Consider the following 24,264-nt stretch of genomic DNA (forward strand, 5'->3'; position numbering starts at 1 on the left):
AGTGCGTGAGCGACTACTTAATGGGTTTATCCAGTGGCAAACGAGGAGTTTGTAGAGCGGGAATACTGGTTGCAGTAACGTATTTGTATGGTGTCGCTCATGCGAGCAGCTAACCGTCCGCCCTATCAACGCACGTTGGGTTCCCAAGCCATTTATCATGCATCAGCCATCTTGTCGGGTATGTCGAACAAGACAAGAACCTTGCCATATGAACTGCCCCCCATTTCGACCGGACAGTCGGCATAAGCAGAAAGGCTCAAGCACAGGCTTGGGTATAGGCTTATGTCTAACGAGTATCGACACGTTGAATTGCTGACGGGTGATGTTCGCCGCAGGCGGTGGACAACCGAGCAAAAGCTGACAATCATTGAGCAGAGTTTCGAACCAGGCGAGACGGTATCGTCCACCGCTCGCCGCCATGGCGTCGCGCCCAATCTGCTTTATCGGTGGCGCAGGCTCTTGAGCGAGGGAGGTGCTGCAGCTGTGGATTCTGACGAGCCGGTGGTCGGCAATTCGGAAGTGAAGAAGCTGGAAGATCGCGTCCGCGAGCTGGAGCGCATGCTCGGCCGCAAGACGATGGAGGTCGAAATCCTTCGGGAAGCCTTGTCCAAAGCAGACTCAAAAAAACGGATATCGCGGCCGATCTTGTTGCCGAAGGACGGTTCGCGATGAAGGCCGTCGCAGACACGCTGGGCGTATCCCGTTCCAACCTCAACGAGCGGCTGAAAGGCAGATCGAAGCCGCGCGGCTCCTATCACAAGGCCGAGGATGCAGAGCTTTTGCCCATCATTCGCAGGCTGGTAGATCAAAGGCCAACCTATGGCTATCGGCGGATCGCCGCGCTCCTCAATCGCGAAAGGCGAGCCGCCGATAAGCCTGTCATCAACGCCAAACGGGTCCATCGCATCATGGGCAACCACGCCATGCTGCTGGAAAAGCACACAGCCGTTCGCAAGGGCCGCCTCCACGATGGCAAGGTCATGGTCATGCGCTCCAACCTGCGCTGGTGCTCGGATGGGCTGGAGTTCACCTGCTGGAACGGCGAGGTCATCCGTCTCGCCTTCATCATCGACGCCTTCGACCGCGAGATCATTGCCTGGACGGCGGTCGCCAACGCGGGCATCTCCGGCTCAGACGTGCGCGACATGATGCTGGAGGCGGTCGAGAAACGCTTCAATGGAACCAGAGCCCCACATGCAATCGAGCATCTCTCGGACAACGGCTCTGCTTACACCGCGAGGGACACGAGGCTGTTTGCGCAAGCACTCAATCTGACACCCTGCTTCACGCCGGTCGCCAGCCCGCAGTCGAACGGCATGTCGGAGGCCTTCGTCAAAACCCTGAAGCGGGATTATATTCGCATCGCAGCACTACCGGACGCAGAAACAGCGCTCCAGTTCATCGACGGATGGATCGAGGACTATAATGAAATCCATCCACATTCCGCGCTCAAGATGGCTTCCCCTCGGCAGTTCATCAGGGCTAAATCAAACTAGCCGACCTGTCCGGTGAAATGGGGAGCACTCCACCATATGCGAAAGTTTCGGAACCGACGTTAGCCTATTGGAAATTTCAATTGTGATCACGGACAAGAGTTTACTGGCCACAGCCTGGCTCAATATGAAGCTACGATCTGGCGCCGTTACGGGACTATTGTCCAGGGCGGCAGGAAGATGGAGATCAGTCACAATTTTAACGCCCCTCACGGATTTACCGCTACTACATCACGTGGACGACGATCAAAAGCGGATATACGTCCAATACGTTTGAAAAAATGCTTACAGCTTAGGCCGTGCACTCATAAATAGGCTAGCTATTTGAATGGATAGTTATTCAAGGGCCTTGGATTTGGAGGTCTTTGATGTCACGTCGCCGCTATGAACTCACAGAACGAGAATGGTCGATTATTGCACCGCTGTTGCCGAGCAAACCTCGTGGCGTTCCACGGGTTGATGATCGCATGGTTCTCAACGGGATCCTGTGGCGCTTCCGCACCGGGTCATCATGGTCAGAAATCCCTGAACGCTATGGTATTGCAACGACCTGCTACAACCGTTTCGTTCGCTGGCGTCGTTCCGGTGTCTGGGATCGGCTTCTTGAGGCTGTCTCTGAGGCCTATGATGGCGACATCGTGATGATCGACAGCACCTGTGTTCGTGTTCACCAGCACGGAGCCACAGGAAAAAAGGGGATGCCGACGATGGTTGCATGGGACGTTCCCGCGGCGGCCTCACAAGCAAAATCCACGCGATTGTTGATGCAGAAGGCCGTCCGATCAATCTTTGCCTGACCGGCGGACAGGTTGCAGATTGCTCTCAGGCCGAGGGCCTCATTGAACGCATCAAAGCAGGCGGCACCCTGCTTGCGGACAAGGCCTATGATACCGATGCTATCCGGAAGACAACAGCAGAACGAAAAATCTGGGCCAATATTCCTCCCAAATCCAACCGTAAGGACGTCTTTGCGTTCTCGCCATGGGTATATCGCCAGAGAAACCTGGTCGAGCGCTTCTTTAATCGCACTATCGTGGCATCGCCACGCGTTACGACAAGAACCCGGACAATTTCCTCGCTGCTGTCAAACTGATCGCTGTCCGCATCTGGTGCATCAGTTTATGAGTCTACGCTGTAACACTACTTTGGCAGATTGATTATTTAGGGCTTCCCTCCGCGGAGTTTCGGTGATTCATAAGAAACCAGCTTTTGAAGGGAGCTGGTGATGAATGCTGATTTGATGGACGACCTGGAGCACTGGCTTCAGCCATTTTTGGCGGGTCTTTCGCATCGAGCCCGACGCAGGATGTGTCCGCTTTACATTGCGGGACTGATTGGGCCAGGCGACCGTAAGAGCGTGCAACCGATGGCCGCGCGCGCAGAGGATGTCGGCTACGATCAGCTTCATCATTTTGTTGCGGCCGGGGTTTGGGACAGCTCTCCGCTGGAGGCCGCGCTACTGAAGGAAGCAGATCGCCTGGTCGGCGATCAGGCGGGCTTTCTCGTCATCGACGACACAGCATTACCGAAGAAGGGACAATATTCAGTTGGCGTCGCGCCGCAATACGCTTCGTCGCTTGGCAAGACATCCAATTGCTAGTCACCGGTGTCTGTGACCCTGGCCTCGCGCGAAGTGCCCGTGATGGTGGGCCTTCGGCTCTTCCTGCCCGACACATGGACGAATGATCCTGAGCGGATGAAGCGGGCGCGCGTCCCGAAGGATCGACAGGTCGCTCTTACAAAGCCGGAGATCGCCATCGAAGAGATTGATCGTGTCATCGCTTCAGGCTCTCGTTTTGGCTGTGTGCTTGCTGACGCGGGCTACGGGTCGAGCAGCGCTTTTCGTCAAGCTCTGAGTGAGCGCGGTTTGCTGTGGGCAGTCGGATTATCGCGGCGTCAAAACGTATATCCGGCCGATGTTGATCTGATCTTCCCGGTGGCGACTAGCGGCAGGCGCCGTCAATATCACATCCCGGACCAGCCGCCGGTCTCTGCCGAGGCGATGCTGTCTGGCGAGAAATGGCACAAGATAAGCTGGCGGCGTGGCACTAAAGGCCGGCTGACATGCTTGTTTGCGGCTCGACGTGTCCGCGTTGCGGATGGTCATAAGCACCGGATGCTCGACAATCGCATGCAATGCATGCCAGGCGAGGAGATCTGGCTCGTCGGCGAACGCCGGTCGACTAGCGAACAAAAATACTATGTGTCCAACTTACCATCCGATACGAGCCTCAAGATACTTGCCGCCACGGTTAAGGCCAGATGGATCTGTGAACAGGCACATCAGCAATTGAAGGAAGAGCTCGGTCTCGACCACTTCGAAGGTCGATCATGGACTGGATTACATAGACACGCCTTGATGACCATGATCGCCTACGCCTTTCTCCAAGCCCGCCGCCTTAAAGCTGCGGGACGGAAAAAAAAGTGTCGGCGGTCCACCGCCACAACCGAGCATGCCAGCGGTTAGACAAGCCATTCTCGACCTCTTCATGCGGTCGCCACCCGGCAGATGCCCGCACCGTCAGAAGCTGCTGGCACACGCCCGAGAATCTAAACTGCCAAATTAGTGCTAATCAATTGAGCGTAATGGGCCCCAATAGTCGGGAGAAAACTCCACCTGAATTATCGAGTGTGACGATATATTCGTTGATCCATGAAATACGGTTGATCTTCACCCCGAAATAGTGTGGATTTGCTCGGAAAACGATCATTGAATTTTGGAATTATTCGTAAGGTACGGAGCTCGCAAAAATGTTTTCCAGGAACCGCTTAAGCGCCATTTCTTGCGGATTAATTTCGTCGATATTTTTATTTTCCCATTCTATGGCCGGGGCGAGTGAAACAGGCGATCTGTCCAGCCGTGACAGGACGGATTTATTGCAATCTGCTGGCATAGATTGCGGCGCAAAGGGAAACGGCGATTGCGTTGCTGGCAATACTGAGCGCGGCGACTATTACGATGTGCGTGTTTATGGCGATTGTGCAAAGGCAGCCTATTTTGGCAGAACCAACGACAAATCCACTTCCCTGAGAAAAGATGTTGCCACCACTGGTACCGAGGGGAAGACTGAAGGAGAATTAGCACCAAATCAACTGGTCTGTATCAGAGCCGCTGCACAGGTAGGAATGCACGAGACGGAATACTTTGTCATGGCACTCCCGATGGACTACGGACCAGAATGCAAAGGTGGAGAGCTATGCAAAAAGCCTGCGCCACTGCCAACCAGATACCAGTCAATTATGGCCAAGTGCCGCCAGGACAGTATCAAAGGCTACATTGATTGCCCACAGGGATGGGTTTTCGCAGATGATATGGAAGCTTATTCAAATGGGCTGTCCGGTGAAGAGTAGATATCGTCCTATCGTTCACTACAGGGACGACGAGCTTGAAAAGCAGCTTCCAAGTTGTGTCGTGGACGAATTGGTCGATGTACTGAACGAAGCTCGATTCAAACTGCTTTTTGAAGGGAAGTAATGAGCTGAGGCAATGCTTTCCCGTTCTGCCCCCGCAATTATGATGGAAGCCACCGTGACCCAACCGACCGCCATTGAAATTTCAGCCGAAGTCGCGCCTCATAAGGGCGAATTTTTTCTGGTCGACACCAGCTTCCTGGGTAAGGGCAGGGTTCCCGGCATAGAAATCGCCAACGAAGAGAAGCTGATCCAACCGGGGATGAATGTCGTCTTGCGTCCTAACGGAATGCCAGATCAGTATCCAGAGCGTCCTCACCTGGTTCATGTACCGGAGAAGGGCGGAATGCCACGCGATCTGGAAGAACTCGCTGGCATATGGATTGTGTCGGAGCCTTTGAAGCAACTGTTTGAGCAGATGGACGCCGAGGCGTTTGCATTTGTGGCATGCGAATTCAGCCTTGCTGACGGGAACCCCGGCCCTCCGTACTACCTGGGCGATGTGCTGCGCAGAGTCGATGCCGTGGATGAAGCATCCTCTCGCGTGAGGATCAGGCTCGACCACAACTATCAGACCGGCGAGGACGAGAAACTTTATAGCCTGGTCGGCGGAGCCAGCCTGGTGTTCAAACAGGATGTTTTGGGAGATGCCCATATCTTCCGCCAGGATCGTATGGGAGCACCTCCCATATGCAACCGCGCGATGTTTGATGCGTTGAGTGCGGCCAACTTCTCCGGCGTGCGGCTACGCGATGTAGCCGACATCTAAGAAGAGTCACTTCAGCCGGATTCCTGAATTGGGCTGTGCGCATATCCTACACAAGTGTCGTGCAGCTCCATCTGTCCGGCCACAGTTCCGAGCACGTCGCCGTGGGCAACTTCTACGGCCATGTCACCTCGCTCGGGACCATGGAAAACGGGCACTGTAACATTAACTTTGTTTTAAAGCTCAGCGGTGGATAAGATGGCATGCACGACCGTCGCTCCTCGCTTTACCACCGTCACCGCTTTCAGCCTGACATTATCGCTGAAACTGTGTGGCGGTATTTCCGGTTTCCGCTGAGCTTTCGCATGGTCGAAGACATGCTGGCATACCGAGGGATTATCGTCACCCATAAAAGTGCGCGAGTGGGCTGAAAAGTTTGGACGAGCCTATGCCAATACAATCCGTCGCCGCATACCGCGTCTTGGTGACAAATGGCATCTCGATGAGGCTGTCGTGACGATTAATGGTGAACGCCACTTTCTGTGGCGCGCCGTTGATCAGGATGGCTTTGTGCTGGAAGTACTGGTCCAGAAACGCCGCGATACTAGAGCCGCGAGGCGTTTCATTCGGAAGTTGCTGTCGGGTCTGGGCGCCGTTCCCCGCGTCATGGTCACCGATAAGCTCGGCTCTTATGGTGCCGCCAACCGCAAGATCGGTCTCACGCTCTGTGATCATCGCCAGCACAAGGGCTTGAACAATAGGGCCGAGAATTCGCATCAATCCACACGACGACGAGAACGGGGCATGAAGCGTTTCAAGTCAGCTCGACATGTACATAGGTTCGCTTCGATACACGATCCAATTTACAATCTTTACTACTTTCCCCGCAACAAATTCAACGCCGCTGATCATCGGTTATTGAGACAAGCCGCCAACACTGTTTGGCACGATATCGCTGGCCTGTAATCCGCTTAAAACGCCATCAAAGGCCAGGATATGTCCGTAGGCAGGTTAACGTAACGGTGCCAGCGTGGCGTGTGAAAGCCGTAATTGAGAGGCCTGACACACGACCGCAACCGATCGCATATTCATGACTTCAAGAATCTTCTTGCATAACCGGGGGCATCCACACATGACCCCTTGCCGCGTCCGCCGCGATCTCTTATTTTCGCCACCGTTAGACACAACGCTTGCTTTGCCTTGGGCGTATGGAGGGTTTAAATGAGACGGCAATATTACGGCCTGATCCACGCGGGAATCGTCGGTCTGCTTTGGAGCCTCCCGGCTCAGGCACAGGAAATGACCTGGCAGCAGCGCGACAGCGAAGGGATGATCTTCCTCGCCTACGAGGTTCCCGAAACCAGCGATCAGGTCCTCGTGCTGACCTGCGACACCAAATCCCGCCAGTTCGCGCTCCACTACCAGGATGATCGAGACCGTGTGCACGACGGTATGAAGGCCGACGTGGTGTTCGCTTCCGAGGCCGGACAGAAATCCCTTGAGATGCTGGCCGAGAAACAGGAGCTGGGCGACCAGGTCATCCTACGTGCGGAAACGCCGCTCGACGCGCCGATGCGCGCCGTCTTGAACGGGACCCAGCTGCGCGTCACGTTGTCGGATGCCACCGAGAACATACCTTTAGCCGCCGCCCAATCCGGCGTGACCGCACTCGCTGCCGGTTGCGGTGTTGATTGACCGCAGATGGCATCCTGCAGGTAGACGGCTACAGTGGATATCGCCCGCTCGCGGCAAAGAACACCGTGTCGCTGGCCTTCTGCTGGTCCCACGTTCGACGCCGCTTCTATGAGCTTGCTGCCGCTGGTCCGGCACCCATCGCCAGCGAGGCGCTGCGACGCATCGGCGAACTTTACAGGATCGAAGAAGAGATACGTGGCGGGCCCCACGAGGAGCGTCGTGTCGCCCGTCAGGAAAAAAGTCGTCCGATTACCGACAGCCTCGCTCCCTGGCTGCGTGAACAACTCGGCTACATCAGCCAGAAGACAAAACTCGCCGAAGCAATCCGCTATGCCTTGTCACGCTGGGACGGCTTGACCCGCTTCATCGACGATGGCCGGATCGAGATCGATTCCAACGTCGTCGAACGGTCAATCAGGCCAATTGCCCTCAATCGCAAAAATGCGCTATTTGCCGGTTCTGACGCCGGAGCCGAACACTGGGCGACTATCGCCTCGCTCATCGAGACGGCAAAGCTCAACAATGTCGAGCCACTGGCCTATCTCTCAGACGTCCTCACCAAGATCGTCAACAATCATCCAAATAGCCAGATCGACGACCTGCTGCCTTGGGCCTATGCCGCAACGCACGATCTCAAAGCCGTGGCCTGAAAACAGCGCTTACCCTGGAGCATGTAGACGGCAACAAGCAGCAGCAACCCGATCAGACGTCACCGCCACGAACAACATGGCACGTATCTGTTCGGCGATACACGTCCGGAAGTGTGTGTCACCGTCGGGACCGGCGAGATTATCATCCGTGACAAGGACAAACAGGCCGAACTTGGAGCCCGCAGGTAGACCGAAAACCTTGCCGAGCTCAGCCGCGATCGTGACATAGATTACGAGATCACCAAGGATAGGCAAAGTTCTTGACTGGCAATCAGCACATCTACCAATGGCAAGGGCCAGCGGTTCATATCCCGTCAAGGCGGCGGATGGAATCCTGTACGGCTTATTCGGTTGTGCATCGTCAGCGTATCTCGCGCCGAAGATCAAGCAATTAGTCGCCGATTTCGCGGATAAATGGCTCAGCGACGCCCCTGCCGCGTTGAGACTTAAACCCGGAAAATTTCAGTTCTGTATCACCCAGAATAGGGGCGGGCACCTCGAAGACCGAAGAGAGCCAACTTGTAATTGCGAGATCACAGGGAGCAGGTCACTGCAAATGCATCAGGCGGTTGATGTGCTGAAGTTTCACGCCTGACGCAAAATGAACAGCGTTGTTCAGGTCGAAGTTTATCGGAGAGCTATAAAAGCGCTGTGAATTTTTCGTAATCCTGCAACGCGGTGCTCCAGCCCGACACATTCCGCCTCACTTTGGCTAAGCTCATCGCGACGGCGGGAGAGACATGTCCGGGTTTTCTTTTATCTGCTAAATGATAATTTAAAGGAGCATACCGGGTCGATCCGTTCAACCCCTACCAGTGTGCCGCCTCGACATCCCCTTGGAGCGAGGGGTTTTCACGTTATGAGAAGTAAGGACGCCCATGTTGCCCGTGGCGCAGCCTTGACATCGGATAATTATTTCTTACATTATTCCTTACCAGTAGTAAGGAGAGTGCGTCATGTCGTTCTCAACCGTCACGTCGAAAGGTCAGATCACCATTCCGATCAAGGTACGCCATGACATGGGGTTGTCAGTTGGCGACCGTATTGAATTTATTCGCATGGAGGATGGTCACTATGCCGTCGTGTCAGCATCTGGTTCGGTGAAATCATTGAAAGGGATTGTCCCCCAGCCCGACACGCCGGTTAGCCTGGAGGACATGGACGCAGCAATTGCAAGCGGGGCTACTCGCAGGTGATCGGCATCGATACGAACGTGCTTGTGCGGTACCTTGCGCAGGACGACGAAGCCCAATCGGCAGCAGCGTCACAGATCATCGATAGCCTCACGACCGAACTGCCGGGATATATTTCCCAGGTTGTGCTGGTCGAAACCGTTTGGGTGCTCCTGCGCTCTTATAAAATGCCGCGCGCCGCTTTGGTCGAAGTGATTGAAATGCTTTTGCGCACACGCGAACTGGTCATCGAGGGCGCCGAGGTTGGTTATCTGGCACTTGCAACCTTTCGCAGCAGCAATGCAGATTTTTCTGACGCGCTGATTGCACACGGCGGACGGCTTGCGGGATGTCGTGAAACGGTGACCTTCGACCGGCGAGCAGCTCACGCTACGGGAATGCAGCTTTTGGATACATAGAAAGTAACCTTCCGTAATACGCTTCATCCTGAACTCACAACAATTATGATCACCATCAGCGAATCCGAGGTGCGCGGTTCATCCCAGCCACGCTTCTTAATCTGTTTGAGACGACGAGTTGGCCGAAAGTTGCAGCCACTGCCAGCGAAGGTAGCGCGACGGCGGGTCGGCGCGCGCCCACCGTTCCCTCCGATCGCAAATCACAAGCTCGTCTGCCGCCTTGCAACACGGTCAAGCTGTTGGAACGCTACCCTGGGAAGTTGGTCGCTCTGATTAGAGAGGAGCGGCAATCAAATGCCCGGTTGCGGCGTGGTGCATGACTTCCATCGGCACGCCGTAAATCTCCTGTAGCCGCCTGGGCTCCATTACACCGGCGGGTGTTGATTGGGCAATGAGGCGACCACTGTGCAGCGCGAAGATGGAATCGCAGAAGCGCGCGGCCATGTTCACGTCGTGCAGCACAATGAAAACGCTCAGTTCCTTTTCCTGCGACAGCTTGCGCACCAGAGAGAGAACTTCCAGCTGATGGGCGATATCAAGCGCCGAGGTTGGCTCATCGAGAAGCAGGCATTGCGCATCCTGCGCCACCAGCATGGCCAGCCAGACGCGCTGCCGTTCGCCACCGGAAAGCGTATCGACAAGCCGATCTACCAAAGGTGCGATGCCGGTCAGTTCGATGGCCTCTTCCACCTTTGTGCGGTCCGTATCGCCAAAGCGGCCCAGGGCGCCGTGCCAGGGATAGCGGCCGAGCGCGACCAGTTCCTTGACCAACATGCCCGATGCGGATGCGGTCTGCTGCGGCAGATAGGCAAGTTTGCGCGCAAACTCGCGGTCGCCCCATTGGTCGAGGCGCTTGCCCGCAAATTGTATTGTGCCGCCAGACGCAGGCTGCTGGCGGGCAAGGATTTTAAGCAGCGTCGACTTGCCAGAACCGTTATGTCCGATCAGGGCTGTCACGCTTCCTGCTGGTATCGACATGGTCAAAGGCTGCAGCAGAGTGCGCCCGGCAACCGAGAAGCTTACATTCTCAAGTTCGAACAAGTTGGTCATCTATCGTCGTCCTTTGGCGCGGTTCTTTCCCTGCAATAACGCAGCTTTTCGAAAGTTGCCACCAAAACATGAGTAAGTTATACCTCTTTTAGATTGAGATTTCAGGAAAGCAGATTTGGGTTTCCATCCGCATATGAAAAGCCGCATCGAAGACGTCGCCTTGTTGGACGATCTTCATTATCGCGTCTGGAATGGCGCGATTGCTGACGTGTGGTCTGTCCAATGCGGTCCCGATGCGCGGGGTGAATATGTCTCACAAGCGCCACGCCTGTTTCTCGTCTGCGAAAGTCAGGGCGAACTCGATATCCGTCCCGGCAGCAAGGGGCGTGCAGTTGCGCAAGGCGCGAGCCCTTCGCGTCTTTGCTATATTCCGGCGGGCATGACGATCTGGAGCGAGAGCGTGAGACCCGGAAAGCTCAAGCATCTCGATCTGCATCTCGACATCAACACGCTTCAGCAACGCTTTGGTGGCGCGCTCGACAGGGCTGCGGTTGAGCGTCCGCGCCTGTTGTTTTCCAACGCCAGGATTGAACAGATCGGCGGGCTTCTGGCGGAGGAGTGCCTGTCCAAAGCGCCGTTGCATGATCTCTATGGCGAAGGCCTGATCAACGCGCTGGTCGCGGAACTATTCGGGCCGGAAGCGCAGCCGCGTGCATGCGCGAGCAGGCTGTCACCCTGGCGGCTCCGGCGCGTGACCGAATTCATCGAGGACAATTACGCGCGCATCATCCGTTTGCAGGAGCTGGCCGATCTGGCGGGCCTGTCGGAAACGTATTTTTGTAGCGCCTTCAAGGCATCGACAGGCCTGTCGCCCCATAACTGGCAGATGGAACGTCGCATTGCGCGTGCGCAGGTTCTGCTGCGTCAGGCACACACGCCGCTGCCGCATATTGCGGCGCTGGTCGGGTTTTCCGATCAGGCCCATTTCACGCGTGTTTTCAAGAAGCAAACCGGGACAACGCCGGCGGCATGGCTGAGACAACAGGTCTAACAGAGCCACAGTAAGGATTGCCTTTTTACTGCACGCTGAGATGAACCGAAGATCGTTCAATTTCTCATAAAAACGAACAATCCTGCCGAATATTCTTGATATAAGCACTCATATTAACGCGCCCGTCTGCGGGGGCGCGGGAGCCTGTGAAGGTTCGCGTTTTTATCCATTGAGGGGTCACATCATATGCCGTCGATGAAGCACAATCTTCTCGCCCTGCTGGTAAGCGGTACCGCGCTTGCCAGCATTCCAGCCTCGGCGCAGGAAGCCAATAAACCCCTCGAGTTGAACACGGTTGTCATCCAGTCCGATGGTAATGGCGGCACCACGCGCGCCGAAGGTCTTGGGCCGGTCAAGGGTTTTGTCCCGCGCGCCACCATCACCGGTTCAAAAGACAGCGTTGCCATCGATAAAATCCCGCAATCCGTATCGGTCGTGGGGCGCGATCAGATGGACGCGCTCGGCGCGCAGAAGATCGATGAAGCCTTGCGTTATACGCCCGGCGTACTGGCGCAGCCCTTCGGCGTCGATAATGATACGAACTGGCTTTATATTCGCGGCTTCGACGCGACGGCCAATGGCACCTATCTCGATGGGCTGCAGAATTTCAGCTATGGCTTTGGCGGCTTTTTGATCGACAGTTTCGGGATTGAGCGCATCGACGTGCTGCGCGGTCCAGCATCCGCCCTTTATGGTGGCGCCAACCCTGGCGGTATCGTGAACTATATCAGCAAGCGCCCGACTGGTGAACGCCTGCGCTATCTTGAGGCGGGCATCAACAGCTATGGCAATGGCTATCTCGGCTTTGACATTGGCGACAAGGCGACGGAAACGGTCAATTACCGCGTTAACGGCAAAATCCAGGGCGGCGACAACTATACGGATTTCTCCAAGGAATTTCGCGGCGTCATCTCACCCAGCATCGAATACAAGCCGGATGAATCGACCAGCCTGACTATTCTGGCCAACTATACCCATCTGGACCTGACGCATGATGGCGGCTTTCTGCCTTACTATGGCACCGTGGTGCCGACCGAGTTCGGCAAGATTTCGCGCAAGGCCAATTTTACTGAGCCGGATGTCGATTCCTATGATCGCGAGCAGCTATCGATCGGCTATGAGTTTGAACACACATTCGACAGTGACTGGACCATCCGCCAGAATGTGCGTTACGGCTTTGCCAATGTGAGGGAGCATAGCCTCTACCCGTACGGCTATGACGGTTTTCTGATGCAGCCAGCGGCGGGCAATCCCTACCTCGCCCGCATCAACTTCAAGCACGATACGACGGTCAACACCTTCCAGGCTGATAACCAGCTTGAAGGTAAGGTGACGACCGGGGCCATCGACCACAATCTGCTGTTCGGTGCGGAATACCGGTATTTCCGCATCGACCAGATGCAGCAGACCGGCGGCGCGACGATCATCGACGCCTACAACCCGGTTTATGGCGAGCCGCAGGGGCCGATGTGGGATCCCTATATTGATCAGGATCTGCGCCGCAATCAGGTGGGTGTCTATGCGCAGGACCGCATGGAATTCGGCGATGGCTGGATACTGACGCTGAACGGTCGTTACGATCATATCTGGACCGAGGCCTCAGGCCTGCCGAGCTTCGAATATGATACGGGTCGCTTTTCCGGACGCGCGGGTCTCGGATATGAATTCGAAAATGGCATCACACCTTATGTGAGTGCTGCGACCTTCTTCAATCCAATCATTGAGACCCTGTATGACGGGAGCTACGCCAAGCCGGAAACCGGCGTTCAGTATGAAGCGGGGGTCAAATATCGTCCGACATTCTTCGATGGCCTGATCACCGCGTCCTTTTTCGACCTGACTAAGGAAAACTCGCTGACCGGCTCCAGCTTTGCCCGTGAACAGCTCGGCAAGGTCAATTCGCGCGGCTTCGAACTTGAGATGCAGGCCAATATTGCCGAAGACTGGAAGGTCACGGCGAGTGTCACCGCCTATGACCTGAAGGTCAAGGAAAACGCCTCGGACGGGTCGCTTGTCGGCAAGCGTCCTTATCTCATGCCGGAGCATCAGGCTTCGGTCTTCGTCGAGTATACGGTGCCCGAAGGCGCACTGAAAGGCGTGACGCTGGGCGGCGGCGTGCGTTATGTCGGTTCGTCCTACGCCGACGAGCAGAACACGCTCAAGGTACCCGCCGTGGCACTCGCCGATTTGAAAATCGGCTATGAAAAAGATAATTGGGGCATCGATCTCAACGTGACCAATCTGTTCGACAAGGATTATGTTGCTGGATGCCAGGGCGTCTATGTCTGCGGTTACGGCGAAGGCAGGAAGGCTTTGCTCAGGGTGCACACCCAGTGGTGACGCGCCGGTTCCGGACGCGGGTTCCCTCGTGACAGTCAGTCGTCGCACGGTTCTCGGATTTGCAGGCGCCCTTTTTGCGGCGCCTGCACTGCGTTCGGCTCGAGCGGCGAGAGTGCGTTTCGCAGCGATCGACTGGGCCATGCTGGAGACCGCTCTGGCCATCGGCGCTGTGCCTGTGGCAGCGGCAGAACTGCGCCAATACCGGCAGATGCAGCTTGAACCTGCCTTGCCGGATAGCGTCGCCGATCTCGGTCTGCGCGGTGCGCCCAATCTTGAACTGCTGCGCATGATCGAACCGAACCTGATTGTTGCCTCCAACTTCTATGAATATCAGCGTGCAGCCCTTGAACGCATTGCGCCGGTCTTTGCACCGACTGTCTACAGCGCCGGTCAGCTGCCCTATGCGATGCTGGAAGAGGCGACGTCAAGCCTTGGCGAAAAGCTTGGTCTGGCTGCGGAAGGGCGCGCTTACGTCGCGACTGTTGCACGCGAGATTGGAGAGGCGCGGCAGCACTTGGCCTCGGTATCGGGACGGAAGGTCTTTGTCATCAGTTTGGGCGATGCCCGCCATTTTCGCGCATTCGGGCGCGACAGCCTGTTTGGCGACGTTTTGGTTCGGCTTGATTTCGAGAATGCGTGGACGCGCGAAACAAGCTATTCAGCCGCAGCGCCGGTAGGACTGGAGCAATTGGCCGAAATGCCAGACGCATCCATCGTGGTCGTCGGTCCAACCGATCCGGAAACGCTTTATCGTCTGCCGCAGAATGCCTTGTGGAATGCGCTGCCCGCTATCCGTGAAAAGCGGGTTCTGTTTCTGCCGCCGCTCGACCATTTTGGCGGATTGCCAGCTGCACGCCGCTTTGCCCAGCTTCTTCATGAAAACTGGAAGAGCAGCCTATGACGGAGAATAGAGTTGCAGGCCTCAGGCCGCTTCTGTTCTGGGCACTGCTCGCGCTCGTCGCAGCCCTAATGGCCGCTTTCGAGTTCACGCGGGCGCTGAATGCCCCTGCCGATTCACCGGAACTGCTGGCGCTTTACCGGGTCATAGCGTTCGACACCGTTCTGCCGCGCAATGCCATGGCGCTGATCTGCGGCGCAGGTCTCGGGCTTTCCGGTCTGCTGTTGCAGCAGGTCTTACGCAATCCGCTCGCCGAACCGTCGACACTCGGCATCGCTGCCGGTGCGCAACTCGCCATGACGGCGGGTATGCTCTATCTGCCCGCGGCCCTCATCTTTCGCGAATGGTTGGCTTTGGCGGGTGGGCTGGCGGCGGTCAGTCTGGTGCTGGCGCTCAACTGGAAACGCGTGCTGGAACCGGCTTCGGTTATTCTTTGCGGCATGATCGTGTCGCTGACCGCAACGGCGGCAAGCACGGCGCTTATCCTCGCCAATGGCGAATATGTTTTCTCGCTGTTCGTCTGGGGCGGAGGTTCGCTGGAACAGCAAAGCTGGGGACCCGGCATCTCGCTTGGCCTCAGGGTTCTGATCGGCGGCGGTACTGCTTTGTTCCTGCTGCGTCCGTTGACATTGCTGGCGCTCGACAACGCCAATGCGCGCAGCCTCGGCCTGTCGCTGGCGGCAAGCCGCCTTCTGGTGATTACCATCGCTGTCTGGCTGGCGGCGAGCATCACCGCCGAGGTTGGCATACTAGGCTTTGTTGGTCTGGTCGCCCCGACGCTGGCGCAACTGTCCGGTGCGCGGCGTCTCAAGACGAAGCTGATCACCGCGCCTGCCATTGGAGCGATTTTGCTCTGGTTGACCGACGGATGCGTCAGCCTGTTGCAGAACGTCACCGGTGACCGCCTGCCGGTGGGCGCTGCGACTGCACTGCTTGGCGGCCCCGTGCTGTTGTGGATGCTACCGCGTCTGCGTATGTTCGAATGGCCATCGGGCCAGAGTGAGGTAAGGGCCGTTCGCCTCAGGCGCACGGGGCTTTTCTTCGGCATTCTGCTGCTCCTTGTCTTGATTGTCGCCGCCATCACGCTCGGTCTTGGTCGGAGTGAGGAAGGCTTCGTTCTCGCTCGAGGTGAACTGTTTGATGCGCTTTTCAACTGGAGGGCGCAAAGACTTGCGCTTGCGGGCTTATCCGGCGGCATGCTGGCTCTGGCTGGAGCCATTCTTCAGCGCATGACCGGCAATACGCTCGCCAGCCCCGAAATTCTGGGCGTCGGCCTTGGTGCCGGTGCCGGTCTGGCGGTGGTTCTCCTGCTTCCCGTCGGGAGCGTTTCCCTGCAATGGCTGGGCGCTTCGATCGGCTCGGTGCTGGCGCTGATCTTCGTTCTGGCGGTCGCCGCACGGAGTGGTTTCGGTGCGGAAAAACTGCTTCTGGCTGGTGTCGGCCTTGGCGCGATGGTCAGCTCCATTCTGACCGCAATCATAGCAACTGGTTCGCCACAGGCCCTTGTCCTGCTCGGCTGGTTGAGCGGCACCGGCACGCAGTCGGCGCCCATGCAGCTTTGGATGGCCGGTTTCGCTTTGGTCGTCGGCTTTACAATCCTGCTCGCTTTGTCGCGCTGGCTCGACATTTTGCCGCTCGGTTCGGTGACGATGCGCAGCCTCGGTCTTTCGCTCATTTTGCCGCGCCTTGTGATCGTGCTGATTGCAGCGCTTCTGACGGCGATTGCGTCCATGATGGTCGGGCCGCTCTCATTTGTTGGGCTGATCGCTCCGCATCTGACGCGCAATTTCGGGCTGCACACGCCCAAGCGCTTCCTCACGTCCTCCATGCTGATTGGCGTGGTGATGATGGTCAGCGCCGATTGGCTCGCGCGGATAGTGACCTTTCCCTACAATTTGCCGCTTGGCCTCTTCGCTTCGCTTCTCGGCGGGACTTGCTTCCTCGTCCTTTTGTCGCGGCGAACGTCCTTGTAACGGTTCTGTCGCAAATATTTTAGCGGGTTAAGCTGGCCTATTTCCCGGCGCAAATGCTGCGAGATACGTCGCTGCGGGTCTTGTTTGCGCCTCCATTTCGGCCATTCAGATCACAGCCAACAATTCCATAAGCAGCAATCGCCACGGCGTATTGGCTTTAAGGAGACGCGATCAACCGCGTCTAACCTCGCTCACGCGCCACGCACGAGCGCCCGGCGACAGCGGCAAACGTCAGCGCGAGAGTACCGATTGTCGTTCGAGGGTAACCCTGCGCAACTGAATTTCCAGTTGATCTGTCTCATTATCTCAATTGTTCATCCCTTCCTCTCTGGAGAAGGATGCAGCCGACGGCGGCAGATGCCCCCGCCGACGCCTGCCATACGCTAACTCTTGATGGTGATGCGCTTCACCTGCGACTGCGCCTCTTCGCTATTCGGCAAGCTACCGGTCAGAACGCCATTATTGAATCGCGCATCCACTTGGTCGTCCTTGTCCTCCGTCCCGGAGCGCTTTCGAGCTTCAACGTCAGCACGCCCTGGTTGAGCAGGACCTCAATGTCCTTTTCTTCGAGACCCGGCACCTCAGCTGTCACCTTGATTTCCTCTTGCCGCCGGAGATATCCGCGCTCGGCCAGCCGCCGAAAGCGGATGCGCCCTTGAAGGAAGGGAATTTGGAACCGAAGCCATGGAAGATGTGGTCGAATAGCTTATGGACTGGAAATTGGTGCCGGGGGCTGTGTGCTAGAGCGGTTCCCGTTCTAACAGAATCGCCGGAACCGCTCTAACTATTTATTTTATCGCATTTCCAGCAAAATCGTTTCACACTTTTGCTGGAAATGCTCTAAAAGCAGGAGGCTATGATCTGGGGGCAAACTGATCAACGCGAACGCCGATAGTTTGCTTGTCGGGGTTCGGGTTTACGGTCGTGCAGATGGCTGTCTGTAAAAGCAGACACACCACTCAACTATCCGACAGGAATGTCGAACATTTTTGCTGGCTGCGAACTTGGTGATAGAGTTGGGAATTGGGTGATATAGCAGTCTTCCTTCCAAAGGTTATTCATAATTGCCTTTCGCGTCTTTAACCTAGTCACCGAGGATTAAAGATCCCAGTTCTTGAGATATTTGGCCGGCGTCGTGCCGAGCGCTTTCTTGAACATAGTGATGAACGCGGACACAGATTCATATCCAAGATCGCCAGAAACCTGCTGCACCGTCGCCCCGGCTGCAAGGCTTCGCAGTGCGATGATCAACTGCAACTGCTGTCGCCAACGACCGAAACTCAAGCCGGTTTTGTGTTGAACCAGACGAGCGAGCGAATTCTCGCTCATCGCCATTCGCGTGGCCCATTGCGCTATCGTGCTACGGTCGGAAGGATCGTCGACCAGGGCTCTCGCGATCCGCCCAAGCCGAGGTTCATCCGGCAGTGGCAGATGCAGATCCTGTACTGGCATACGCGACAGAGCCGATAGAAGCAACGTGGTGATAAGTTCCGTATTGGCCATCGCGACGGGAGACTGGTCAGCCATCTCGATGATAAGTTCCCTGACAAGCGGAGACAGGGAAAGCGTGCAGCATCGGTTCGGGAGTTCGGCAGCGCCTGGCTCAATGAACAAGAAGAATAATCGAGCATTGGCAGTCGCCACATTGCTGTGCAGCATACCCCCTGGAACCCAGATGCCACAATGAGGAGGCACCATCCACATTCCGCTCGGAACGCGACAAGTCACTCCACCGCGCAAAGCCATAACGAGCTGGCCTTTGCAATGGCGATGTTCAGGGGCTTCGCGTTCATTTTGCGACACATCAATCCTCACAGCACTCACCCGTGCCGGAGATTTGTCAAGATCATGATCGTCCCGAGCCCAGGAAAGGGAAAGCGGAGGTTGGTTGGATTTCGCTATCATCTGGGAGAATAACTAAATTCCCCGATCTCATTTGTCGATAGGCTTTCGAATGGACACGACGTTCGGAGACTACAATGGCATTTCAACCAAACGATCCTCAATATAACCGCCCCTCATCAATCGAAGTCTCATTCCAGCCATCGCGGATCGGGGCAGCTCTAAGTCGCCTCCTCCCTGTACTGAGGAGAGTGAGCTCCTCCCTTTCCAGGTGCCGGGTCTTGCTGACTTCTCCGACAATAAATACGCCGGCCATTGCATGTGTAGACCCTGCGGAATCTTACTTCCACGCCTGCGTTGCCGCGTCGCCTTTTTTCTATGTTTCTCCTGCGCTTTACGGCCTCATCGGCACCATTGACGAGCGAGGCTTTTCGGGAAGGAATTTCCAGCCAGGAGATGAGGTGTGAACGCTCGGCCGGTTGTTACCACCGCGGCAGTCGTCTTTTCATTGAAGACATTCCTCGCGGCAATGCTTGCCTATTTCATCGCCATCAGTTTCGATCTTCCTCGACCGTTCTGGGCGGTGGCGACCGTATACATCGTCGCTCATCCGCTTTCGGGCGCGACCTCATCGAAGTCGGTCTATCGATTGTTCGGAACACTCATCGGCGGCGGTGTAACGATCGCAATGGTTCCAAACCTGGTGAACGAACCGATGATGCTTTCAGCAGCTATCATTGCATGGGTATCGGCATGCACTTTCGTCAGTCTTCTTGACCGCACACCGCGTAGCTATGTTCCATTGCTGGCCGGATATACGGTGCTTCTTGCAGGATTGCCGTTGGTCACGGCGCCGGCGAACACATTCGACACGGTTGTGTCCCGCATTGAGGAAATCGGTCTTGCAATTATATGTGCGTCAATCATCAGTCATGTCGTGTTTCCGGCTCATCTGGGTACCGTTCTCGTCAATCGGATCGACGGATGGATCGCCAGGGCGTGGCCGCTCCTGACAGCAACAGCGGTCGGAGAATATGGCGAAACCCGGAACAGAATAGAACGACAGTGTTTGGCTGCGGACGCGGCAGACTTGCGGTCATTTACAATCCATCTTCAATATGATGGTTCCAGATATCGGTTTGGGATATCGTTGGTGCGATCCCTGCAGCACCGCATGGTTGCTCTCCTCCCGCTCTTGTCAGAATTGGAGGATTTACGACGATCACTGGTCAAGCTTGATACGCCCGGTTCGAACGAGGCTTTGTCGTTGATTGCGGTTGTCGGCTCGGCGATCGGCTCCCAATCAAAGCCCCTCCCAAGAAGCTTCCAGACACAAATTGACGCGCTGGGCCCTTCTGATGCGGCCCTTTCTTGGGAAAAGCTCCTTCTGGCCAATGCCGCTCGAAACCTCCGGGATACTCTTCGGATCAACGACGACTGCGCCACCCTTCGTGAAGCCTTAGAAGAGGAGAACACGGCGAGAGCGGCGCGCCGCCTCGCTGCTCCCAACCAGCCCCCGGCCCAGCATCATGACGTCGGCATGGCTTTGTTATCAGCGCTGGCAGTTGCGATTTGCCTCGCGTCCACGTCGTCATTCTGGATCGCGAGCGGTTGGTCTGAGGGAATGACACTCACCCAGATATCAGGTGTTCTTTGTTGCCTCCTCGCGATGATGGACGATCCAGTCCCTGCCATGCGCAAGTTTGTTGTCGTGACAATCGGGGCGTTCGTCGCGGCGTTCGTCTACGGCTTCGCGGTTCTTCCGATGATCGATGGTTTCGTGCCGCTCGCCGCCGCTCTCGGGCTGTTTCTGATTCCGGCCGGGATATGTCTCGCTTTGCCCTCCCTGGCAGTCGTCGGGATGGGGTTGTGTATAAACTTTCCTCTTCTTCTGATGCTCCAGTCACACCAGAGCAATGACTTCGTCATGTTCGCGAACACAGGAATCGCGACCATTCTTGCGATGATCTGGACGATTGTGGTCTGCAGGCTTTTCCGATCGGTCAGGGCGGAGACCAACGCCAGAAGGCTTTTTTCCGTTGCACAGAAGCATGTCGCGAAAATCGCTGCTGGAAGACATACCGACAGCCACGTCACGCACCATCGCCTCATCGATGTTGCCGGCCTCTTCGCTTCCCGAGCTGCAAAACTTCCATCGACTTCCGATGCCGCAAATGCCGATCTTACACGCGATCTGCGAACGGGATTTCATATGATGGCGATGCGAAGACTTGCCGATGAAGCGTCCAGCTCTATCCGCTGTAAAGCGGAAGCAGTCTTCGAGGCGCTGGAAGAGGTGTACGACCCTCGGTCGGGTCGCCGTCGGGGATCTTTGGAAAATGTCCTCACGACTTTGGATGATCTTGTTGTTTCCCCTTCGGGCAAGGTCCCATCGATTGTGGAAAGGGAGCTTTTGGTGAGCGCGGCCGCTCTTCGAGTTTGCCTCTCCCCGGACGCTGATCCGCCGGTTTTAACAACGCGACCTGCAAGGGGGATCGTCGCGTGACCGGGCAGTTTGATCTCTACGGAGTCTTCATGCCGTGGTTTGCGGTGGTGGCCCTTCTCGCGTACGGCGTATTCCGCGTTCTCGCTCCCGTTCTCGGCAAAATCGGATTTTATAGACTGGTATGGCATCGTCCGCTTTTCAATCTAGCATTCTACGTCACGCTCCTCGGAGGGTTGTCCGCCGTTTTAAACTGGCTTCAAAGATGAAATACATTACCATTATTTCAGGGCGTGTCCTTTTGACACTTTCCATGGTTGGCTGCGCGGCGGTACTGAGCTGGCACCTATGGACCTTCTACATGGAGGCGCCGTGGACGCGCGACGCTCACATCCGTGCTGATATTGTGCAACTTGCGCCGGATGTCTCTGGACCCGTTGCCGAGATTTTGGTGCCCGACAACGCCTGGGTGGAGAAAGGAGCGCCGCTGTTCCGCATAGAAACAGATCGTTTCAAGCTTGCTCTCCGCGAAGCGGAAGCCCGGATACAGAGCATGAAGGCCGCCGTGCAGCTGGCGAGGGCAGATTTCGAACGATATCAACTGCTCGCCTCGAAAGGAGCAGCCAGCCTAAAGCAGCGGCAGCAGGCGGAGAGCCAGATGCATCAGGCAGACGCAGCATATCAAGCGGCGCTTGCGGCGAGGGATCTGGCCGCACTCAACCTTGAGCGCACAACCGTGAAGGCACCGGCATCAGGGGCGATCACCAATTTCTCCTTGCGCAAAGGGAATTATGTTTCTGCGGGAAGTGCGATCGGTGTTCTTGTTGAAAGAGAATCCATCTATGTCGCAGGATATTTCGAAGAGACGAAGCTTCCTAGAATCCACATCAATGATGTGGTGAGGATCGATATTATGGGTGAGCGGGAACCGCTAGTCGGGCATGTCGCAAGCATCGCCGCCGGTATAGAGGATCGGGAGCGAAGCGACTCTGTCGGCTCTTTCGCAAGTGTGGCTCCTACATTTTCCTGGATCCGTCTGGCCCAGAGGATTCCGGTACGGATCGAGATCGATGACATCCCGGATGCGGTCCGGCTCATTGCGGGCCGCACCGCAACCGTCACGATTGAACCGGCGCGCGAATAATATGCGAACTTATCTGGCTCCGCAAAGGCATTCGATCGATAGTAGTATTCTGTCGCAAGAGATCAAAAAAAACCGCGACTGTCGATTGTCATCTTGTACTGATCCAGGCGAATAAAAAGAATGCCTTCAATGGGACCACAAAAGCTGCAGGCCAGTAGCGCGTCCTCATCTCAGTCGGCCCGTTAGGTACAAAAGCTCTTTCAGGCCGAGAATACGACATTCTCCCGATACGTTTGAACGTCGATTAGATATGTCAAGAGGGCGCGTTATGAACTCGGCTAAGTGTCTAGTCAGCTCAATCGCTTATGAGGCTGGCTTTGGCGATCTTTCTTATTTTAACCCTGCATTTCGCCAACGTTCTGGCACAACCTCATCGGGGATGCGAAACGCTGCGAACCAGACGAGTGGCCGGTTTAAAAGTTCAAATCCGGCTTCGTCAAAAACCGGTCAGTGTCACTGAACCGAACCACATCGGGATACGGGAGGCGGCCATCACCATTAAGAGGGCCGAAGGGGAGCCGCGAAACGGGTTGCTCGGAGGAACGTAGAGACCATCCGCCGCGTCATCACGGTGGTGGCTGCGTTAGAGCGATCATACTTTCTCGTAGCCACCTCTCTATTTCAAAGCATCCGGAGTTTGATGGACGCGTCTAGGTTCGGCGGAGTCACAAAGATCTGCCTTACCTAAGTTTGATTTGTATTTCTGTCGCTGGCTGTTGGGGCTCTCAGCCCAAGGTTTTCCCGCAATGTCGGGCCATCATAATTGCTGCGGGCAATCCCGCGGCGGCGCAACTCCGGCAGAACCAGCTTGGCAAAATCTTCAAGACCGGTTGGAAAGATCGGTGGCATGACATTAAATCCATCTGCGCCGTAGGTTTCAAAACGCTCTTCGAGTGCGTCGGCCACGTCTGTTGCCGTGCCTACGATTTGCAGATGACCACGAGCGCCTGCAACCCGCAGATATAGTTCGCGGATGGTCAGGTTTTCGCGCCGCGCCAGTTCAAACAGGAGCTCCTGTCTGCTTTTGCTGCCTTGGGTTTCTGGTAATTCGGGCACGGGGCCGTCTAGATCAAATTGGGAGAGGTCCGGACCAGACCAGCCTGAAGAAAGAATATTGAGCCCCACTGATGGGTGAATGAGATTCTGCAATTCGTCAAATTTATCTTGGGCTTCTTGCCGGGTGCGGCCAACGACCGGAAAAATGCCTGGCATGATTTTGATGTCGTCGGCATCACGGCCATAGTGCGCTGCACGTTGTTTGACGTCCTTATAGAAGGCGGCGGCTTCCTCAACTGTCTGCTGTGCTGTGAAAACGACATCCGCACTTTTCGCTGCCAGTTCCTTTCCAGCCGCTGACGAACCGGCCTGCACCGTCACGGGATGTCCTTGCGGGGAACGTGGCACATTTAACGGCCCCTGAACCGAGAAGTACTTTCCCTTGTGATTGAGCACGTGCCGCTTGCTAGGGTCGAAGAAACGCGCCTCTTCCTTATCATAGAGGAAGGCGTCCTCTTCCCAGCTGTCCCAAAGACCCTTGACGACATCTGCCAATTCTTCCGCCCGCTCATAACGGTCGGCATGTTCATAATGCCGGTCGAGATTGAAATTGCGCGCCTCAAAGTCGCTCGCGGAAGTCACAAGGTTATAGCCCGCACGTCCACCGCTTAAATGATCAAGTGACGCAAATTTTCGTGCGATGTGAAAAGGCTCATTGAAGCTCGATGAGGCGGTTGCAACTAAACCGATATGGCTAGTGACAGCCGAGAGCGCGGACAAAAGCGTGAGGGGCTCGAACTGTGCTACATAGCTATGCGCGGTGCGGCTCAGAATTTCGAGATTGTCGCCGCGAGTTCCCGCACCATCAGCAAGAAACAGCAGATCGAATTTGGCTGCTTCTGCCAGCGAGGCAACGTTGCGGTAATAGTCGAAATTGATGCCAGCATTTGCGACAGCGTTCGGGTGTCGCCATGCCGCAATATGGTGGCCGACAGGATAGACGAACAAACCAAAACGCAGAAAACCCTCACGCTTTGCCAT

Annotated in this window: 16 protein-coding genes and 5 pseudogenes; 17 read left to right on the forward strand and 4 right to left on the reverse strand. The window is 56.1% G+C overall.

The genetic code is table 11. The annotated features are described in order from the left end of the window. Positions 1 to 282: 282 nt before the first annotated feature. From OINT_RS20505 to OINT_RS20560, 10 genes and pseudogenes are all read left to right on the forward strand, one after another. Positions 283 to 1,496, forward strand: a protein-coding gene (locus OINT_RS20505; protein ID WP_115168607.1) for an IS3 family transposase whose coding sequence is annotated in 2 segments (ribosomal slippage) — positions 283 to 619 and positions 619 to 1,496 — 1,215 coding nt in all. Because the reading frame shifts where the segments join, the coding sequence is not laid out codon by codon here. A gap of 365 nt (positions 1,497 to 1,861) precedes the next feature. Further along, a pseudogene (locus OINT_RS23225) lies at positions 1,862 to 2,586 on the forward strand (IS5 family transposase). 132 nt (positions 2,587 to 2,718) lie between these two features. After that, positions 2,719 to 4,047: pseudogene (locus OINT_RS20515) on the forward strand (IS701 family transposase). Positions 4,048 to 4,244: 197 nt separating this feature from the next. Then, positions 4,245 to 4,844 carry a hypothetical protein gene (locus OINT_RS20520; protein ID WP_006471472.1) on the forward strand — a complete coding sequence of 200 codons (600 nt, stop codon included), beginning with the start codon at positions 4,245 to 4,247 and terminating at the stop codon, positions 4,842 to 4,844. A gap of 178 nt (positions 4,845 to 5,022) precedes the next feature. Beyond that, positions 5,023 to 5,673 carry an imm11 family protein gene (locus OINT_RS20525; protein WP_235691692.1) on the forward strand — a complete coding sequence of 217 codons (651 nt, stop codon included), beginning with the start codon at positions 5,023 to 5,025 and terminating at the stop codon, positions 5,671 to 5,673. A gap of 254 nt (positions 5,674 to 5,927) precedes the next feature. Beyond that, positions 5,928 to 6,576: pseudogene (locus OINT_RS23230) on the forward strand (IS6 family transposase). A 255-nt stretch (positions 6,577 to 6,831) separates the two neighbouring features. Beyond that, positions 6,832 to 7,305: a hypothetical protein gene (locus tag OINT_RS20535; protein ID WP_006469852.1), complete on the forward strand. Its 474-nt coding sequence runs from the start codon at positions 6,832 to 6,834 to the stop codon at positions 7,303 to 7,305. Between the two features lie 8 nt (positions 7,306 to 7,313). After that, a pseudogene (tnpC, locus tag OINT_RS20540) lies at positions 7,314 to 7,955 on the forward strand (IS66 family transposase); the annotation flags it as partial. A 956-nt stretch (positions 7,956 to 8,911) separates the two neighbouring features. Beyond that, positions 8,912 to 9,151, forward strand: a complete 240-nt coding sequence (locus OINT_RS20555; RefSeq protein WP_006469854.1) for an AbrB/MazE/SpoVT family DNA-binding domain-containing protein — start codon at positions 8,912 to 8,914, stop codon at positions 9,149 to 9,151. Beyond that, positions 9,148 to 9,546, forward strand: a complete 399-nt coding sequence (locus OINT_RS20560) for a PIN domain-containing protein (RefSeq protein WP_006469855.1) — start codon at positions 9,148 to 9,150, stop codon at positions 9,544 to 9,546. Before OINT_RS20555 ends, OINT_RS20560 begins: the two co-directional genes overlap by 4 nt. Positions 9,547 to 9,819: 273 nt before the next feature. Here the strand turns inward: OINT_RS20560 and OINT_RS20565 are convergent, their stop codons facing one another. Next, complete coding sequence (locus OINT_RS20565) at positions 9,820 to 10,596, reverse strand: ATP-binding cassette domain-containing protein (protein WP_006469856.1); 777 nt, start codon at positions 10,594 to 10,596, stop codon at positions 9,820 to 9,822. Positions 10,597 to 10,711: 115 nt separating this feature from the next. Between OINT_RS20565 and OINT_RS20570 the strand changes: the two genes are divergently transcribed. From OINT_RS20570 to fhuB, 4 genes are all read left to right on the forward strand, one after another. Continuing rightward, positions 10,712 to 11,587: a helix-turn-helix transcriptional regulator gene (locus OINT_RS20570; protein ID WP_006469857.1), complete on the forward strand. Its 876-nt coding sequence runs from the start codon at positions 10,712 to 10,714 to the stop codon at positions 11,585 to 11,587. Between the two features lie 186 nt (positions 11,588 to 11,773). Then, the gene (locus OINT_RS20575; protein ID WP_006469858.1) at positions 11,774 to 13,927 is read left to right on the forward strand and encodes a TonB-dependent siderophore receptor; all 2,154 of its coding nucleotides are present in this window, start codon (positions 11,774 to 11,776) and stop codon (positions 13,925 to 13,927) included. Between the two features lie 28 nt (positions 13,928 to 13,955). Beyond that, entirely contained in the window at positions 13,956 to 14,828 is an 873-nt protein-coding gene (locus OINT_RS20580) for an ABC transporter substrate-binding protein (RefSeq protein ID WP_031352613.1), read from the forward strand. After that, a complete protein-coding gene (gene fhuB / locus OINT_RS20585) occupies positions 14,825 to 16,798 on the forward strand; it encodes a Fe(3+)-hydroxamate ABC transporter permease FhuB (protein WP_006469859.1) in 1,974 nt (657 codons plus the stop codon). Before OINT_RS20580 ends, fhuB begins: the two co-directional genes overlap by 4 nt. Positions 16,799 to 17,181: 383 nt before the next feature. Here fhuB and OINT_RS23235 read toward each other — a convergent pair. Together OINT_RS23235 and OINT_RS20590 are read right to left on the reverse strand one after the other, a co-directional pair. Then, positions 17,182 to 17,512 (reverse strand): annotated as a pseudogene (locus OINT_RS23235) (Hsp20/alpha crystallin family protein); the annotation flags it as partial. A gap of 384 nt (positions 17,513 to 17,896) precedes the next feature. Then, positions 17,897 to 18,703, reverse strand: a complete 807-nt coding sequence (locus OINT_RS20590) for an AraC family transcriptional regulator (RefSeq protein ID WP_006469862.1) — start codon at positions 18,701 to 18,703, stop codon at positions 17,897 to 17,899. 400 nt (positions 18,704 to 19,103) lie between these two features. Here OINT_RS20590 and OINT_RS20595 point away from each other — a divergent pair, with 400 nt between their 5' ends. From OINT_RS20595 to OINT_RS20605, 3 genes are read left to right on the forward strand one after another with little or no spacing between them, the layout of a single operon-like run. Further along, positions 19,104 to 21,146 carry an FUSC family protein gene (locus OINT_RS20595; RefSeq protein ID WP_006469864.1) on the forward strand — a complete coding sequence of 681 codons (2,043 nt, stop codon included), beginning with the start codon at positions 19,104 to 19,106 and terminating at the stop codon, positions 21,144 to 21,146. Then, positions 21,143 to 21,352, forward strand: coding sequence for a DUF1656 domain-containing protein (locus tag OINT_RS20600; RefSeq protein ID WP_006469865.1), 210 nt, complete (start codon positions 21,143 to 21,145; stop codon positions 21,350 to 21,352). The genes OINT_RS20595 and OINT_RS20600 overlap by 4 nt, the downstream gene beginning before the upstream one ends. Then, complete coding sequence (locus tag OINT_RS20605) at positions 21,349 to 22,227, forward strand: efflux RND transporter periplasmic adaptor subunit (RefSeq protein WP_036565058.1); 879 nt, start codon at positions 21,349 to 21,351, stop codon at positions 22,225 to 22,227. Before OINT_RS20600 ends, OINT_RS20605 begins: the two co-directional genes overlap by 4 nt. A gap of 684 nt (positions 22,228 to 22,911) precedes the next feature. Here the strand turns inward: OINT_RS20605 and OINT_RS20610 are convergent. Further along, positions 22,912 to 24,264: an LLM class flavin-dependent oxidoreductase gene (locus tag OINT_RS20610; protein ID WP_006471481.1), complete on the reverse strand. Its 1,353-nt coding sequence runs from the start codon at positions 24,262 to 24,264 to the stop codon at positions 22,912 to 22,914.

This window comes from Brucella intermedia LMG 3301 (genome assembly GCF_000182645.1).
Taxonomy (GTDB): Bacteria; Pseudomonadota; Alphaproteobacteria; order Rhizobiales; family Rhizobiaceae; genus Brucella; species Brucella intermedia.